Source organism: uncultured Nocardioides sp., from assembly GCF_947488025.1.
Taxonomy (GTDB): Bacteria; Actinomycetota; Actinomycetes; order Propionibacteriales; family Nocardioidaceae; genus Nocardioides.
Map to the genome: position 1 here is coordinate 41,459 of NZ_CANKYS010000002.1, position 15,378 is coordinate 56,836.

14 protein-coding genes are annotated in these 15,378 nt (G+C 71.9%); 6 read left to right on the forward strand and 8 right to left on the reverse strand.

Going from position 1 to position 15,378, the window contains the following annotated elements; translation table 11 throughout:
- Nucleotides 1-13 precede the first annotated feature (13 nt).
- The 6 genes from whiA to uvrA all read right to left on the reverse strand — a co-directional run bounded on the left by whiA (nt 14) and on the right by uvrA (nt 8,502).
- Nucleotides 14-1,000: a DNA-binding protein WhiA gene (gene whiA, locus Q1B24_RS03540; protein ID WP_254180632.1), complete on the reverse strand. Its 987-nt coding sequence runs from the start codon at nt 998-1,000 to the stop codon at nt 14-16.
- Nucleotides 1,001-1,069: 69 nt separating this feature from the next.
- Nucleotides 1,070-2,038 carry a uridine diphosphate-N-acetylglucosamine-binding protein YvcK gene (gene yvcK / locus Q1B24_RS03545; RefSeq protein WP_299923280.1) on the reverse strand — a complete coding sequence of 323 codons (969 nt, stop codon included), beginning with the start codon at nt 2,036-2,038 and terminating at the stop codon, nt 1,070-1,072.
- Nucleotide 2,039: 1 nt separating this feature from the next.
- Complete coding sequence (gene rapZ, locus Q1B24_RS03550) at nt 2,040-2,915, reverse strand: RNase adapter RapZ (protein WP_299923282.1); 876 nt, start codon at nt 2,913-2,915, stop codon at nt 2,040-2,042.
- Nucleotides 2,916-2,937: 22 nt separating this feature from the next.
- Nucleotides 2,938-4,920 (reverse strand): excinuclease ABC subunit UvrC, encoded by a 1,983-nt coding sequence (gene uvrC, locus Q1B24_RS03555; protein ID WP_299923285.1) that lies wholly within the window; start codon nt 4,918-4,920, stop codon nt 2,938-2,940.
- A gap of 43 nt (nt 4,921-4,963) precedes the next feature.
- Nucleotides 4,964-5,446: a Rieske (2Fe-2S) protein gene (locus Q1B24_RS03560; RefSeq protein ID WP_299923287.1), complete on the reverse strand. Its 483-nt coding sequence runs from the start codon at nt 5,444-5,446 to the stop codon at nt 4,964-4,966.
- 44 nt (nt 5,447-5,490) lie between these two features.
- Nucleotides 5,491-8,502, reverse strand: coding sequence for an excinuclease ABC subunit UvrA (gene uvrA / locus Q1B24_RS03565; protein WP_299923289.1), 3,012 nt, complete (start codon nt 8,500-8,502; stop codon nt 5,491-5,493).
- Nucleotides 8,503-8,698: 196 nt separating this feature from the next.
- Between uvrA and Q1B24_RS03570 the strand changes: the two genes are divergently transcribed.
- The 3 genes from Q1B24_RS03570 to Q1B24_RS21825 are packed head-to-tail and all read left to right on the forward strand — an operon-like array spanning nt 8,699 to nt 10,836.
- Nucleotides 8,699-9,412: a maleylpyruvate isomerase family mycothiol-dependent enzyme gene (locus tag Q1B24_RS03570; RefSeq protein ID WP_299923292.1), complete on the forward strand. Its 714-nt coding sequence runs from the start codon at nt 8,699-8,701 to the stop codon at nt 9,410-9,412.
- Nucleotides 9,406-10,107 (forward strand): MBL fold metallo-hydrolase, encoded by a 702-nt coding sequence (locus tag Q1B24_RS03575; RefSeq protein WP_299923295.1) that lies wholly within the window; start codon nt 9,406-9,408, stop codon nt 10,105-10,107. The genes Q1B24_RS03570 and Q1B24_RS03575 overlap by 7 nt, the downstream gene beginning before the upstream one ends.
- Nucleotides 10,108-10,155: 48 nt before the next feature.
- Nucleotides 10,156-10,836 (forward strand): thioredoxin domain-containing protein, encoded by a 681-nt coding sequence (locus tag Q1B24_RS21825; RefSeq protein ID WP_366916418.1) that lies wholly within the window; start codon nt 10,156-10,158, stop codon nt 10,834-10,836.
- A 38-nt stretch (nt 10,837-10,874) separates the two neighbouring features.
- Here the strand turns inward: Q1B24_RS21825 and Q1B24_RS03590 are convergent, their stop codons facing one another.
- Nucleotides 10,875-12,512, reverse strand: coding sequence for an ABC-F family ATP-binding cassette domain-containing protein (locus Q1B24_RS03590; RefSeq protein WP_299923298.1), 1,638 nt, complete (start codon nt 12,510-12,512; stop codon nt 10,875-10,877).
- Between the two features lie 42 nt (nt 12,513-12,554).
- Here Q1B24_RS03590 and Q1B24_RS03595 point away from each other — a divergent pair, with 42 nt between their 5' ends.
- Nucleotides 12,555-13,199, forward strand: coding sequence for a sulfotransferase family 2 domain-containing protein (locus Q1B24_RS03595; protein ID WP_299923301.1), 645 nt, complete (start codon nt 12,555-12,557; stop codon nt 13,197-13,199).
- Between the two features lie 3 nt (nt 13,200-13,202).
- Here Q1B24_RS03595 and Q1B24_RS03600 read toward each other — a convergent pair whose 3' ends face one another.
- Nucleotides 13,203-13,868, reverse strand: a complete 666-nt coding sequence (locus tag Q1B24_RS03600; RefSeq protein ID WP_299923304.1) for a hypothetical protein — start codon at nt 13,866-13,868, stop codon at nt 13,203-13,205.
- 45 nt (nt 13,869-13,913) lie between these two features.
- Between Q1B24_RS03600 and Q1B24_RS03605 the strand changes: the two genes are divergently transcribed.
- Nucleotides 13,914-14,558, forward strand: coding sequence for a sulfotransferase family 2 domain-containing protein (locus Q1B24_RS03605; protein WP_299923307.1), 645 nt, complete (start codon nt 13,914-13,916; stop codon nt 14,556-14,558).
- Between the two features lie 56 nt (nt 14,559-14,614).
- Nucleotides 14,615-15,355 (forward strand): dienelactone hydrolase family protein, encoded by a 741-nt coding sequence (locus tag Q1B24_RS03610; protein ID WP_299923310.1) that lies wholly within the window; start codon nt 14,615-14,617, stop codon nt 15,353-15,355.
- Nucleotides 15,356-15,378 lie beyond the last annotated feature (23 nt).

The window sequence follows — 15,378 nt, forward strand, 5'->3', positions numbered from 1 at the left end:
CGAGGCGGGCGCGTCAGGCGTCCTCGGCCAGCATCTCCGGGGTCAGGGACGACTCGGTGTCGGGGATGCCCAGCTCCTCGGCGCGCTTGTCGGCCATCGCCAGCAGCCGGCGGATCCGGCCGGCGATGGCGTCCTTGGTGAGCACCGGCTCGTGCAGCTGGCCGAGCTCCTCGAGCGAAGCCTGCTTGTGCTCCAGGCGCAGGTGGCCGGCCTGGCGCAGGTGGTCGGGGATCTCCTCGCCGAGGATCTCCAGGGCACGCTCCACGCGCGCACCGGCAGCCACGGCTGCGCGGGCCGAGCGGCGCAGGTTGGCGTCGTCGAAGTTGGCGAGCCGGTTGGCGGTGGCGCGCACCTCGCGGCGCATCCGACGCTCCTCCCAGGCCATCAGCGACTCGTGGGCGCCGAGCCGGGTGAGCAGGGCGCCGATGGCGTCGCCGTCGCGGATCACCACACGGTCCACGCCGCGCACCTCGCGCGCCTTGGCCGAGATGCCGAGGCGGCGGGCGACGCCGACGATCGCCAGGGCGGCCTCGGGGCCGGGGCAGGTGATCTCCAGCGAGGACGAGCGGCCGGGCTCGGTGAGCGAGCCGTGGGCGAGGAAGGCGCCGCGCCACGCCGCCACGGCGTCGCACCCACCGCCACTGACCACGGCGGGCGGCAGGCCGCGCACCGGGCGGCCACGCTGGTCGAGCAGGCCGGTCTGGCGGGCCAGGGCCTCGCCGTCCTTGGTCACGCGGACGATGTAGCGGCTCCCCTTGCGGATGCCGTTGCCCTGGACCATCACGACGTCGGACGGGTGCCCGTAGACCTCGGCGATGTCCGTGCGCAGCCGGCGCGCTGCGGCGCCGGTGTCGAGCTCGGCCTCCACGACGATGCGGCCGCTGACGATGTGCAGGCCGCCGGCGAAGCGGAGCATCGAGGCCACCTCGGCCTTGCGACAGCAGGTCTTGGTGATCTGGGTGGAGGCGAGCTCTGCCTTCACCTGTGCTGTCATAGCCATGGGGCGCATCCTGCCACGTGGGTCAACGACCCTCGACGCGAACGGGCAGGCCTCACCCGTGGGCGTGACTCAGGCCTCGTCCACGATCTGCCGGAAGGCCTCCGCCAGCCGGTCGGGGTCGTGGCGCGGCTCCCCCGGGACGGCGATGTCGGCCACCACCAGGCGAGCGCCCCGACCCGCCACGTCCTTCGCCAGGCGCTCGTGGTCGTCGGCCAGGGCAGAGGTGTCCACGAGCACCGCGTGGACGGTGAGGTCGGGTGCGTGCTCGAACAGCGCGGCGAGGTGGTCGGCGGGACCGAAGCCGGTGGTCTCCCCCGCCTGCGCCTCCAGGTTGAGCACGACGACCAGCCGGCCGGCGGTGTCGGCGAGCGCTCGGCGGAGGCCGGGCACCATGAGGTGCGGGATCACCGAGCTGAACCACGACCCCGGCCCGAGCACGACCCACTCGGCGGCCAGGACGGCGTCGACCGCCTCGGCGCAGGCCTGCGGGTCCTCCGGCACGAGGGCGACGGACTCGATGCGTCCGGCGGTCGTGGCGACCTCGACCTGACCGCGTACGACGGTCACGGCCTCCGGCTCGGTCTCCTCGGCGCCCCGCACCCGCGCCGTGATGTCCATCGGCGTGGTCGCCATCGGCAGCACGCGTCCATGGGCGCCCAGCAGCCGCCCGACCCAGTCGAGCGCCCGCACCGGCTCACCCATGAGCTCCCAGAGCCCGACGATCAGCAGGTTGCCGACCACGTGGCCGTTCATCTCCCCCTGGCCGGCGAACCGGTGCTGCAGGACCTCGGCCCAGGTGCGGCCCCACTCGTCGTCGCCGCACAGGGCGGCGAGCGCCATCCGCAGGTCGCCGGGCGGCAGGACGCCGAACTCCCCGCGCAGGCGTCCGGAGGAGCCGCCGTTGTCGGCGACGGTCACGACAGCCGTCAGGTCGTCGATGGTGAGGTCGTCGTGGAGCCGGCGCAGCGCCGACAGGGTCGCGAACAGGCCGTGGCCGCCGCCGAGGGCCACCGCAGCCTGTGCGGTGTCGCGGGCCACGTCACTCCCTGCCGAGGTCGCGGTGGGCGGTGCTGACGTCGTAGCCCGACTCGCGGAGCAGCCCGGCGATCGCCTCGGTCATCGCGACGCTGCGGTGCTTGCCGCCGGTGCAGCCGACGGCGACCTGCATGAACCGCTTGCCCTCGGTGAGGTAGCCCTCGGCGACCGTCCTCAGCACCGGGAGGTACTGCTCGAGGAACCGCCCGGCCCCCGGCTGGGAGAGGACGTAGGCCGACACGTCGGGGTCGCGGCCGTTCTGCGGGCGCAGCTCGGGGACCCAGTGCGGGTTGGGCAGGAAGCGCATGTCGGCGACCCAGTCGGCGTCGACCGGGATGCCGTACTTGAAGCCGAAGCTGATGACCGTGACCTTTAGCCGGGTGGAGGCGGCTGTGCCGAAGAGCTCGGCGATGCGGTCCTGCAGCTGGTGGACGTTGAAGTTGGAGGTGTCGAGCAGCACGTCGGCGTCGCCGCGGATGTCGGCCATCACGCCGCGCTCGCGCTGCAGCCCGTGGAGGAGCCGGCCGCTGCCCTGGAGCGGGTGCGGCCGCCGCGCGGCCTCCTGGCGGCGCACCAGCACGTCGTCGGTGGCCTCGAGGAACAGCAGCGTCGTCGGACGCCCGGTCACCGGCTGGTGCCGGTTGGCCTGCAGGGAGTCGAAGAACGAGCCGGACCGGACGTCCACGACCACGGCGATCGGCTGGTGGATGCCGCGGCTGTCGTCGACGAGGCGTACGACGTCGCGCACCAGCGTCGGGGGGAGGTTGTCGACGACGAAGTAGCCGAGGTCCTCGAGCTCCTTGGCCGCCGTGCTGCGCCCCGCACCCGTCATGCCGGTGACGATGACGAGCTCTCCGCGGGTCGGCTCGTTGCTGGACATGTCCTAGTCCTCCATGCTGTGTCTACTCATCATCAGAGATGATCTCGCCGGTGGCGGTGTTGATCGTCGGCTCCTTGGGAGCAGTCTTGCGGGTCGCGTCGGCCTGCGCGACGGCGTCCTTGATGGCCGAGGCGGTGCGCGGCCCGATGCCGGGGACGAGCGCGATCTGGTCGACGTCGGCCTCGCGGAGCTTCTTGAGCGACCCGAAGTGCTTGAGCAGCGTCTTGCGGCGCACCTCGCCGAGGCCGGGGACGTCGTCGAGGGCGCTCTCGACCATCGACTTGGACCGCCGACCGCGGTGGTGGGTGATGGCGAAGCGGTGCGCCTCGTCGCGGATGCGCTGGAGGAGGTAGAGGCCCTCGCTGGTGCGGGCCATGATCACCGGGTCCTCCTCCCCCGGCAGCCACACCTCCTCGAGCCGCTTGGCCAGTCCGCACACCGGTACGTCGTTGACGCCGAGCTCGGCGAGCGCCTGCTGGGCCGCTGCCACCTGGGGCGGCCCACCGTCGACGACGACCAGCGACGGGGCGTAGGCGAACTTGCGGGGGCGACCTGTTTCCGGATCCACGAGCATCGGACCGGAGTCGGTGCTCACCGTCTCGCTCCTGGCCTGCTCGTCGAGCAGGCGCTTGAAGCGGCGGGTGATCACCTCGTGCATCGACGCGACGTCGTTCTGGCCGTCGACGCCGCGGATGACGAAGCGGCGGTACTCCGACTTGCGGGCCAGGCCGTCCTCGAAGACGACCATCGAGGCGACGACCTCGGTGCCCTGGAGGTTGGAGACGTCGTAGCACTCGATGCGCAGCGGCACCTCGTCGAGCCCGAGCGACTTCTGGATCTCCTCGAGGGCGCGGTTGCGGGTGGTGAGGTCGCTGGCCCGCTTGGTCTTGTGGAGCGCCAGCGCCTGGGCGGCGTTGGTGGCGACGGTCTGCTGCAGGTCGCGCTTGTCGCCGCGCTGCGGCACCCGGATCGCGACCTTGCTCCCGCGGCGCTCGGTGAGCAGCTGCTCCATCACGTCGCTGTCCGGCGGCAGGGCCGGCACCAGCACCTCGCGCGGGATCGAGTCGTCCTCGCCGCCGTAGAGCTGGAGCAGGAACTCCTGGACCAGCCCGGCGGTGTCGCTGTCGTCCGAGCGGTCGGCCACCCAGCCCCGCTGGCCGCGGATTCGCCCGCCGCGGACGTAGAAGATCTGGACGGCGACCTCGAGCGGGTCCTCGGCGAGAGCGATGACGTCGGCGTCGGTGCCGTCGCCGAGCACCACGGCCTGCTTCTCCAGCGCCTTGGTCAGCGCGCCGAGGTCGTCCCGCAGCCGGGCGGCCTTCTCGAAGTCGAGCGCCTCGGAGGCGGCGTACATCTCCCGCTCGATGCGCCGGGTGAAGGCACTGGTGTTGCCGGCCATGAAGTCGCAGAAGTCGTCGACGATCTCGCGGTGCTCCTCGGGCGAGACGTTGCCGACGCACGGGGCCGCGCACTTGTCGATGTAGCCCAGCAGGCAGGGACGCCCGATCTGGGCCGAGCGCTTGAAGACGCCGTTGCTGCACGAGCGCATCGGGAAGACCCGCAACAGCTGGTCGACGGTCTCCCGGATCGCCCAGGCATGGCTGTAGGGACCGAAGTAGCGGGTGCCCTTGCGCTTGGCGCCGCGACCGACCATCACGCGCGGGAACTCGTCGCCGACCGTGACCGCGAGCCAGGGGTAGGACTTGTCGTCGCGGTACTTCACGTTGAAGCGCGGGTCGAACTCCTTGATCCAGCTGTACTCCAGCTGGAGGGCCTCGACCTCGGTGTCGACGACCGTCCACTCCACGCTCGCGCCGGTGGTGACCATGGTGGCCGTGCGCGGGTGCAGGTTGCCGATGTCCTGGAAGTAGGACGAGAGCCGCGGGCGCAGGCTCTTGGCCTTGCCGACGTAGATGACGCGGCCCTTGGCGTCGCGGAAACGGTAGACACCCGGCTTGGTCGGGATCGACCCCGCAGCAGGTCGATAGGAGCTCGGGCTGGCCACCCGGCAACCCTACGGGCGGCCCCCGACAGGGCCGCGGGAGACCTCAGGCCTGGGTGATCGAGTCGCCGTCGACGCTGATCTCGACCGGCGCCAGGGCGGCGGTCGCCGGGCCGGAGACCGGCGAGCCGTCCTCGAGCGAGAAGCGGCTGAGGTGGCACGGGCACGGGATCTCGCCCTCGCTGCTGGACTCGACGAGGCAGCCCTGGTGGGTGCACACGGCGGAGAACGCCTTGAAGTCGCCCTCGGTCGGCTGCGTCACCACGACCTTCGCGCCGGTCGCGACGAAGCACCCGCCGACCGGTACGTCGCCCGTGCTCGCCAGGGCGGCGGCGCCGCTCTCGCTGGGCGTCTGCGTCCCGTCGGCGCTGGGCTGCGACGGCGAGGCGTCGCTCGGCGACGGGGAGCTCGAGTCGGTGGGGTCCGCGGCCGTCGACGCGTCGTCGGAGCTGCACGCGGCGAGGACGGGCACGCCGACGGCGATCGCCGCCGATCCGGTGAGGGCGCGGCGTCTGTTGATGGCGGTCATGTGGAGACCCTAGCCAGCCGACCTGTGAAGAACCTGGTGGCTGTTCAGGAGGACTTCTTCGCGGCAGCCTTCCTGGCGGGCGCCTTCTTCGCGGCGGTCTTCTTGGCGGGCGCCTTCTTGGTCGCGGTCTTCCTCGCCGGGGCCGACTTCGCGGCTACCGCCGCCTGCCGCCGGGGCGCACCCGGCTGCTGGGCGCCACGACCCTCGAGGATGGGTGCCAGGAACGAGCCGGTGTGGCTCTCGGCCACCGCCGCGACCTCCTCGGGCGTGCCCTCGGCGACGACCATGCCGCCCCGCGACCCGCCCTCGGGACCCATGTCGATGATCCAGTCGGCGGTCTTGATGACGTCGAGGTTGTGCTCGATCACCAACACCGAGTTGCCCTTGTCGACCAGGCTCGACAGGACACCCAGCAGCTTGCGGATGTCCTCGAAGTGGAGGCCGGTCGTCGGCTCGTCGAGGACGTAGACGGTGCGGCCGGTGGAGCGCTTCTGCAGCTCGCTGGCGAGCTTGACGCGCTGCGCCTCGCCGCCGGAGAGCGTCGTCGCCGGCTGCCCGAGGCGGACGTAGCCGAGGCCGACCTCCTCCAGCGTCTTCATGTGGCGCGCGATCGCGGGCACCGCGGCGAAGAACTCCGCGGCCTCCTCGATCGGCATGTCGAGGACCTCGGCGATGGTCTTGCCCTTGTAGTGGACCTCGAGCGTCTCGCGGTTGTAGCGGGCGCCGTGGCAGACCTCGCACGGGACGTAGACGTCCGGGAGGAAGTTCATCTCGATCTTGATCGTGCCGTCGCCGGAGCAGGCCTCGCAGCGCCCGCCCTTGACGTTGAAGGAGAAGCGGCCCTGGAGGTAGCCGCGCATCTTCGCCTCCGGGGTGGAGGCGAAGAGCTTGCGGACGTGGTCGAAGACCCCGGTGTAGGTCGCCGGGTTGGACCGCGGGGTGCGGCCGATCGGCGACTGGTCGACGTGGATGACCTTGTCGACGTGCTCGAGCCCGGTGATCTTGGTGTGGCGCCCGGGGACGGTGCGGGCGTTGTAGATCTGCTTGGCCAGCGAGGTGTAGAGGATGTCGTTGACCAGCGTCGACTTGCCGGACCCCGAGACGCCGGTGACGGCGGTGAAGACACCGAGCGGGAAGCTGACGTCGACGTCCTGCAGGTTGTGCTCGCGGGCGCCGTGGACGGTGAGCTCACGGCCCTTGGTGCGCGGACGGCGCACGGGCGGGACGGGGATCTCGCGGCGGCCGCTGAGGTACTGGCCGGTCATCGAGTCGGGGTGGGTGAGCAGGTCCTCGACCGTGCCGGAGTGGACGACCTGGCCGCCGTGCTCGCCCGCACCCGGACCGATGTCGACGACCCAGTCGGCGACGCGGACCGTGTCCTCGTCGTGCTCGACCACGATCAGGGTGTTGCCGAGCTCCTTGAGCCGCAGCAGCGTCTCGATGAGTCGCTTGTTGTCGCGCTGGTGGAGGCCGATCGAGGGCTCGTCGAGGACGTAGAGCACGCCGACGAGGCCGGCACCGATCTGGGTGGCGAGGCGGATGCGCTGGGCCTCACCGCCCGACAGCGAGCCGCTGGGCCGGTCGAGGGAGAGGTAGTCGAGGCCGACGTCGAGCAGGAACTGCAGCCGCTCCTGGATCTCCTTCAGCACCCGCTCACCGATCTGCCGCTCGCGCACGGAGAGGTCGACGGTGCGGAGGTAGTGGGCGGCCTCGTTGATCGGCAGCGCACACACCTCGGCGATGTTCTTGCCACCATCGTCGCGGGCACCCAGGGTGACCGAGACCGAGACCGGCTTGAGGCGCGAGCCCTGGCAGGCCGGGCACGGCACCTCGCGCATGAAGCCCTCGAAGCGCTCACGGCTGGTGTCGGACTCGGCCTCGCGGTGCCGGCGCTCGACGTAGGGGCGCACGCCTTCGAAGGCGGCGTAGTAGGCCCGCTGGCGGCCGTAGCGGTTCTTGGTGACGACGTGGACCTTGGTCGAGTGACCCTCCAGCAGCGACGTGCGCTGCTTGGGGGTCAGCTGGTCCCAGGGGGTGTTGAGGTCGAAGCCGAGCTCCTCGCCGAGCGCGTTGACGAGGCGGAGGAAGTAGTCGGCGACGTGGGCGCCGCTCCACGGGGCGATGGCGCCCTCGCCGAGCGTGGCACCGGTGTCGGGGACCACGAGCTCGGGGTCGACCTCCATCTTGGTGCCGAGGCCCGAGCAGACCGTGCACGCGCCGAAGGGCGAGTTGAAGGAGAACGAGCGCGGCTCGAGGTCGTCGGTGTCGATGGTGTGGTCGTTGGGGCACGCCATCTTCTCCGAGAACTTCATCTCGCGCCCGGGGTCCTTGGCGTCCAGGTCGACGAAGTCGAAGACCACGAGTCCGCCGGCGAGGCCGAGCGCGGTCTCGACCGAGTCGGTCAGGCGGCGCTTGGACGACTCCTTCACCGCGAGCCGGTCGATGACGACCTCGATGGTGTGCTTGAGCTTCTTGTCGAGCGTCGGCGGGTCGTCGAGGGTGTGGGTCTGGCCGTCGACGCGCGCGCGGCTGAAGCCCTGCTGCTGGAGCTGGCGGAAGAGCTCGACGTACTCGCCCTTGCGGCCCCGGATCACCGGCGCCAGCACCTGGAAGCGGCGGCCCTCCTCGAGCGCGAGGATGCGGTCGACGATCTGCTGCGGCGTCTGGCGCTCGATCGGCGCACCGCAGGTCGGGCAGTGGGCGCGGCCCGCACGCGCATAGAGCAGGCGCAGGTAGTCGTAGACCTCGGTGATCGTGCCGACCGTCGAGCGCGGGTTCTTCGACGTGGACTTCTGGTCGATGCTGACCGCCGGGCTCAGGCCCTCGATGAAGTCGACGTCGGGCTTGTCCATCTGGCCGAGGAACTGGCGGGCGTAGGCCGAGAGCGACTCGACGTAGCGACGCTGGCCCTCGGCGAAGATCGTGTCGAAGGCCAGGCTCGACTTGCCGGACCCCGACAGGCCCGTGAAGACGATGAGCGAGTCACGCGGGAGGTCGAGGGAGACGTCCTTGAGGTTGTGCTCCCGGGCGCCCCGGATGATGAGCTGGTCGGCCACAGTGGTCCTCGTTCTGGGTCCTCGTCTTGGCGGTGACGATCTGATGGGGACGGAGTCGAACACATGTTCGTCCCGGAGCGGCGTCGCGCGCAAGCCGACGCACCGATCCACCCTCTCACGCAGCACCGACAGCGGGCCCATCGTCCACCCGGCAGGGTGGAGGATGAGGTGTCGCCCGAAGTGGCACGATGGGCGGGTGATCGACGTCCCGAGACCCGACCCGGACACCATCGCCCGAGCCGATCGAGCGCTCGTCCGCACGGTCGACGCGCTCTCCGAGTCCCAGTATGCCGAGCCGTCCCAACTCCCCGGCTGGACGCGGGCGCACGTGGTGGCCCACCTCGCGCTCAACGGCGATGGCCTCGCCGGCGTCCTGCACGGGGCGCACGTCGGCCGGCCGGCGCCGATGTACGCCTCGCCCGAGGCGCGCGACGCCGACATCGAGGAGCTCGCCGCCGCCGCGCCGGCCGACCTGCGCGAGCGCTTCCTGGCCGGCACCGCCCACTTCGGCGAGGCGCTCGCCGCGATGCACGAGGCCGACTGGGAGGGCCGCTTCGAGCGCACCCCCGGCGGACCGGACTTCTCCCTGCGCAACGTCGTGCTGATGCGGCTGCGCGAGGTGGAGATCCACCACGCGGACCTCGGCACCGGCTACACCGCTGACGACTGGCCCGCCGACTTCCGCGCGATCCTGCTGGAGTCGATGACCAAGCGTCCCTACCCGGCGCCCTTCGACGTACGACCCACCGACCTCGACCACACCTGGCACTACGGCCCCGCTCACGAGGACGGCAGCGGCCCCGTCGTCACCGGTACGTCGGCGGCGCTGGGCTGGTGGCTCACCGGCCGCGGCGCCGGCGAGGGCCTCACGTCCGACTCGAACGACCTCCCGGAGGTGGAGACATGGTGAACGACGACAGGGTGGGCGACTACACCGGTGACGTGACGCCCGGCGGCGACCCCGACGTCCGCACGTTGGGCGACTTCACCGTGACCAAGGTCGCCGTGGACCCGGAGATGTCCAACAACTGCTACCTGCTGCTCTGCTCCGTCACCGACGAGGTCGTGCTCATCGACGCCGCCGCGGAGCCGGAGCGGCTGCTCGAGCTGATCGGCGACCGCTCGCTGACGTCGATCGTCACGACCCACCAGCACTGGGACCACCACCGGGCGCTGGCCGCGGTCAAGGCCGCCCACCCGTCCGCGCTCGTCGTCGCCGGCGCCCCCGACGCCGACGCCATCGAGGAGCAGACCGGGGTGCGGGTCGAGCGCCGGGTCGGCGCGGGCGACAAGGTGGCCGTCGGCCCCTGCGACCTGGTCGTCGTCCCCGTCGCGGGACACACGCCCGGCTCGATCTGCCTCCTCCTCGACGACCCCGCCGTCGCCCCGACCCCGCACCTCTTCACCGGCGACTCGCTCTTCCCCGGCGGCGTGGGGGCGACCTTCGGCGACGCCGACGCGTTCGCCCAGCTCGTCAGCGAGGTGGAGACCAAGATCTTCGACCGGCTCCCCGACGAGACCTGGTTCTACCCCGGGCACGGCGTCGACGGCCGGCTCGGTGACGAGCGCCCCCACCTCGCGGAGTGGCGCGAGCGCGGCTGGTGAGTCCCCCGGTGATGTGGGTCGGCGGGGTCGCCGTGGCAGTCTGGAGGCATGAGCACGCGTGAGCTGACCCTGGCCGACTTCGAGCAGACCGTCAGTGGCGAGGGCATCGTCCTCGTCGACTTCTGGGCTGCCTGGTGCGGCCCCTGCCGCCAGTTCGCCCCCGTCTACGAGAAGGCGTCGGAGGACAACCCCGACATCGTCTTCGGCAAGGTGGACACCGAGGCCGAGCAGCAGCTGGCCCAGATGGCGGCGATCACCTCGATCCCGACGCTGATGCTCTTCCGCGACGGGATCCTGCTCTTCAACCAGGCCGGCGCGCTGCCGCCGCAGGCCCTCTCCGGTGTGATCGAGCAGGCCCGCGGCCTCGACATGGACGCCGTACGCCAGGAGGTGGCCGCCGCACAGGAGGCCGCCGCCAACGGTCCGCAGGACGAGGTCGGCCTCGACGAGTTCGCGGCCGCCCACAGCCAGGGCGCCTACGTCGTCGACGTGCGCGAGGCCGACGAGGTGGCCGGCGGTCGGGTTCCCGGCGCCGTGCACATCCCGATGAACGACGTCCCCGGCCGGGTCGCCGAGCTGCCGCAGGACCAGCCGGTCTTCGTGATCTGCCAGGCGGGCGGCCGCAGCCGCCACGTCGTGGACCACCTGCGCCAGCAGGGCATCGCGGCCATCAACGTCGCGGGCGGCACCGGCGGCTGGGCCCAGCGGGGCTGGCCCCTCGAGGCCTGACCCACCCGGCACCTCCCCGGTCGTCACGCCCGGGGATGCTAGCGAGCGGTGACCCGGCCGCCGTCGAGGTCCCAGCGCTGGTCGAGCGTGACGTTGGCGAGCATCCGGCGGTCGTGGGAGACGAGAAGCAGCGTGCCGTCGTACGTCGCCAGGGCCTGCTCGAGCTGCTCGATCGCGGGCAGGTCGAGGTGGTTGGTGGGCTCGTCGAGCACGAGCAGGTTGACGCCGCGGGCCTGCAGGAGCGCCATCGCGGCCCGGGTGCGCTCGCCGGGCGAGAGCCGGTGGACGAGGCTGGCGACCTGGTCGGCCTTGAGCCCGAACTTGGCCAGCAGGGTGCGCACCTCCGCGGAGGTCATGGCCGGCACGGCCGCCTCGAAGGCGTCGCCGAGCGGCAGCGTCTCCGCCAGCGACGTACGCGCCTGGTCGATCTCGCCGACCGCGACGCTCGCGCCGAGGGACGCACGGCCCTCGTCCGGTGCCACGTGACCGAGCAGCAGCCGCAGCAGGGTCGTCTTGCCGGCGCCGTTGGGGCCGGTGATGGCGATCCGGTCCCCGGCCGAGACCTGGAGCGAGACCGGCCCGAGCTGGAAGCCGCCGAGCCGGACGACCGCCTCGTCGAGGACGGCGACGACGCTGGACGAGCGGGGTGCTGAGGCGATGTCGAACTGCAGCACCCACTCCTTGCGGGGCTCCTCGACCTCCTCGAGGCGCGCGATGCGCGACTCCATCTGCCGCACCTTCTGGGCCTGCTTCTCCGACGACTCGCTCTGCGCGCGCCGGCGGATCTTGTCGTTGTCGGGCGCCTTCCGCATCGCGTTGCGGACGCCCTGCGAGCTCCACTCCCGCTGGGTGCGGGCCCGGGAGACGAGGTCGGCCTTCTTGTCCGCGAACTCCTCGTAGGCCTCGCGGGCGTGCCGCCGGGCGACCGCCCGCTCCTCGAGGTAGGCGTCGTAGCCGCCGTCGTACACCGAGACCTGCCGCTGGGCCAGGTCGAGCTCGACAACCCGGGTGACGCACCGCGCCAGGAACTCGCGGTCGTGCGACACGAGCACGATGCCCGCGCGCAGGCCGCGCACGAACGACTCCAGCCGTTCCAGCCCGGCGAGGTCGAGGTCGTTGGTCGGCTCGTCGAGCAGGACGACGTCGAAGCGGCTCAGCAGCAGCGCGGCGAGGGCGACCCGCGCGGCCTGGCCTCCCGACAGGCTGGTCATCAGCGCGTCGAGGCCGAGGTCGAGACCGAGCTCGGCCAGGACCGCGGGAGCACGGTCCTCGAGGTCGGGCGCGCCGGTCGCCAGCCAGTGGTCCAGCGCGACGGCGTACGTGTCGGCGGCGTCGGGGGCCTCCGACTCCAGAGCCGCGGCGGCGTCCTCCATCACCAGGGTCGCGGGGGTCGCGCCCGTACGGCGGCCGAGGTAGCCCGCGATCGTCTCGCCGGGGATGCGCTCGTGCTCCTGCGGGAGCCAGCCCACGAACGCGTCGGACGGTGCGGTGGACACCCGCCCCGAGATCGGCGCGGACTCCCCCGCCAGCAGTCGCAGCAGCGTGGACTTCCCGGCCCCGTTGGCTCCGACGACCCCGACGACGTCGCCCGGTGAGACGGTGAGGTCCAGGGACTCGAAGAGGGTGCGCGGGCCGTGGCCACCGGCCAGGTCCTTCGCGACGAGGGTGCCGGTCACGGGCCCACAGTAGTCAGGTGGAGCGTGGGATAACCTCGCCGCGTGCTGATCAGCGACTCGCGCAAGGTGCTCTTCGTCCACGTGCCCAAGACGGGCGGCGTGTCGGTCGAGGAGACCGTCAAGGAGGCGTGCCCCGACGCTCGCAAGGCGCGCGTCCCCATCGGCCGCCACGCGACGCTCGGCAAGATCATCAAGCACGAGCCGCAGGTCATCGACTACTGGACCTTCGGCTTCGTGCGGAACCCGTGGGCCCGGATGGTCTCGTGGTACTCGATGATCTCGGCCTGGGACCGCCGCCACGGCCCGAGCAGCGGCAAGCCGCAGGACGTCAAGCACAACTCGATGCGCGACGGCAACGAGATGTGGCGCGCCGCGGCGGCCTACTCCGGCTTCGACGAGTTCGTGATGCGCGGCACCGAGGAGCTGCCGCGCGTCGGCACGCCGCAGATCAAGTACCTGCGCGCTCCCAAGCACCAGCGTGAGGTCGACTTCATCGGCCGCACGGAGAACTTCGTCGAGGACCTCCAGCGGGTGCAGGCGCAGCTCGGCCTCGAGCCGTCCACGCCGGTGCACAAGAACAAGTCCAAGCACGGCACCTACCACGACTACTACACCGACGAGACCCGCCAGCGCGTCGCTAAGGTCTACGCCGAGGACATCGAGCTCTTCGGCTACACCTACGACTGACCGCTACGACCGAGCCGGGCCCACCAGGTCCGGCAGCCGGGTCCCCCGCGCGCCCGCCCACTCGCCGGTGGCCTCGAGTCGGTCCCACACGGCGTACTCCGGGGCGAAGTGCGCCACCAGCGCCTCACGCGTGGCGAAGGCCAGCTCGCCGTGCTCCGCGGTGGAGGCGTTGCGGCGCTCGAAGACGAGCGGACGGCCGAGCCGCTCGGAGAACCACGCCGACCACACCTCGGGGCGCTCGACGGCGAGGACCCGGTCCACGGCGACACCGCCCTGGGCCTGGATGAACTTCGCCGGACGGCCCTTGGGGACCGGTGCGTCGTCGTGGCCGGCGAGGTAGTGCAGGGCGAACTCCTCGAAGGTCATCTCGGCGGTCGACTGCCGGCTGTCCTCGCGTGCGCGGTAGCGCCACCACGACTCGAGCCAGGCGATGGGCTCGCGGAACATGGTGACCAGCTCGTAGGACTCGCGCGGGTGCCCCTGCTCGGCGAGCTCGCGCGCCTTGGTGTGCACGAAGCCGCGCGCCGGCAGGTGCTTGCGCCCGGGTGGTGCGCTGACCGACTCGGTGGCGTACGGCGCCAGCGTCCGCTCGAGCGCGGTGCTCGCCGTCTTCGGCAGGGCGAGGAGCACGAAGTCCCGCCCGGGCCCGAGCTCGAGGAAGGTCATCACCGCCCGATCATCCCGCATGCCCCCGGCTGGGCTAGCCTCGCGCCCGTGCTGATCTCCGACGCCAAGCGCGCACTCTTCGTGCACGTGCCCAAGACCGGCGGGGTCTCGGTCGGGGTCGCGTTCGAGCGCTGCTGCCCCGACGCGCGGAGCAAGGCACCCGGGGTGAAGCCCCCGCTCGGCCGGCACGCGCCGTACGCCCGGATCCTGCGCGCGGAGCCGCAGACGGCCGACTACTGGTCCTTCGCGTTCGTGCGCAACCCGTGGGCACGGATGGTGTCGTGGTGGTCGATGATCCAGGACTGGGACCGTGAGTGGGGTCCGTCGAGCGGACGCCCGCAGGGTGCCGAGGCGACGCGGATGCGCGGCAACGACATGTGGCGCGCCGCAGCGGCGTACTCAGGTTTCGAGGAGTTCGTGCTGCGTGGCACCGAGGAGCTGCCGCGGGTCGGCCGGCCCCAGGTGGACTACCTGCGCGCGCCGGACCGCGAGGTCGACTTCGTCGGGCGCACCGAGAGCTTCGCCGACGACCTCGCCGAGGTCGAGCGGCGCCTGGGCGGCGAGCCGGTCCACGTGCCCCACCGCAACAAGTCGCCGCACGGCAGCTACCGCGACTACTACTCCGACGCGACGCGAGCGAAGGTCGCCGAGGTCTACGCAGCAGACCTCGACGCCTTCGGCTACACGTTCTGAGGCGCTGGCCAGCGGACCCCTTCCGCCACGGCCTCCGGGCTGCGACATTTCCTCCCGTGGACGCACTCGACGGCTGGACCCGCAGCGAGCACACCGCCGACGTGGCCGGCGAGCCGACCACCCATCCCGTGTGGCGCAAGGGCACCGGTCCCGGGGTGGTGGTCGTCCACGAGCTGCCGGGGCTCACGGCCGGGGTGATCAGGTTCGGCGAGGAGCTGGTGGCCGCCGGCCACACGGTGCTGCTGCCGCACCTCTTCGGTCCGGCGGGACGCGAGTTCAGCAACGTCGACGTGCTACGCGTCCTCCCCCGGGTGTGCATCAGCCGCGAGTTCACCAAGCTCGCCCGGGGCGTGACGACCCCCGTGGCCGGCTGGCTGCGATCGCTGGCGCGCGAGCTGCACGCCGAGCTCGGCGGGCCGGGCGTCGGAGCGCTCGGCATGTGCTTCACCGGCGGCTTCGCGCTCGCCATGATGGTCGACGACAGCACCGTCGCCCCCGTGCTGTGCCAGCCGAGCGCACCGTTCATCGGCCTCCCCGGCCGGGCCGCCGACCTCAACCTCTCCCCCGCCGACGCTGACGTCGTACGCCGTCGCGCGGCCGCTGGCTGCTCCGTCCTCGGCATCCGCTACGCCCCCGACCCGCTCGTCGGCACCCGCTTCGACTCCCTCACCTCGCTGATCGGCGACGCCTTCATCCGCGTCGAGCTCGAGGGCTCGGGCCACTCCACCGTCACCGAGCAGCGCTCGCAGGTGGCCGTGGACGCGGTGCTCGACTTCTTCGCCGAGCGCCTGCGCTAGGCCCCCACAGTGCGGTGGCTGTG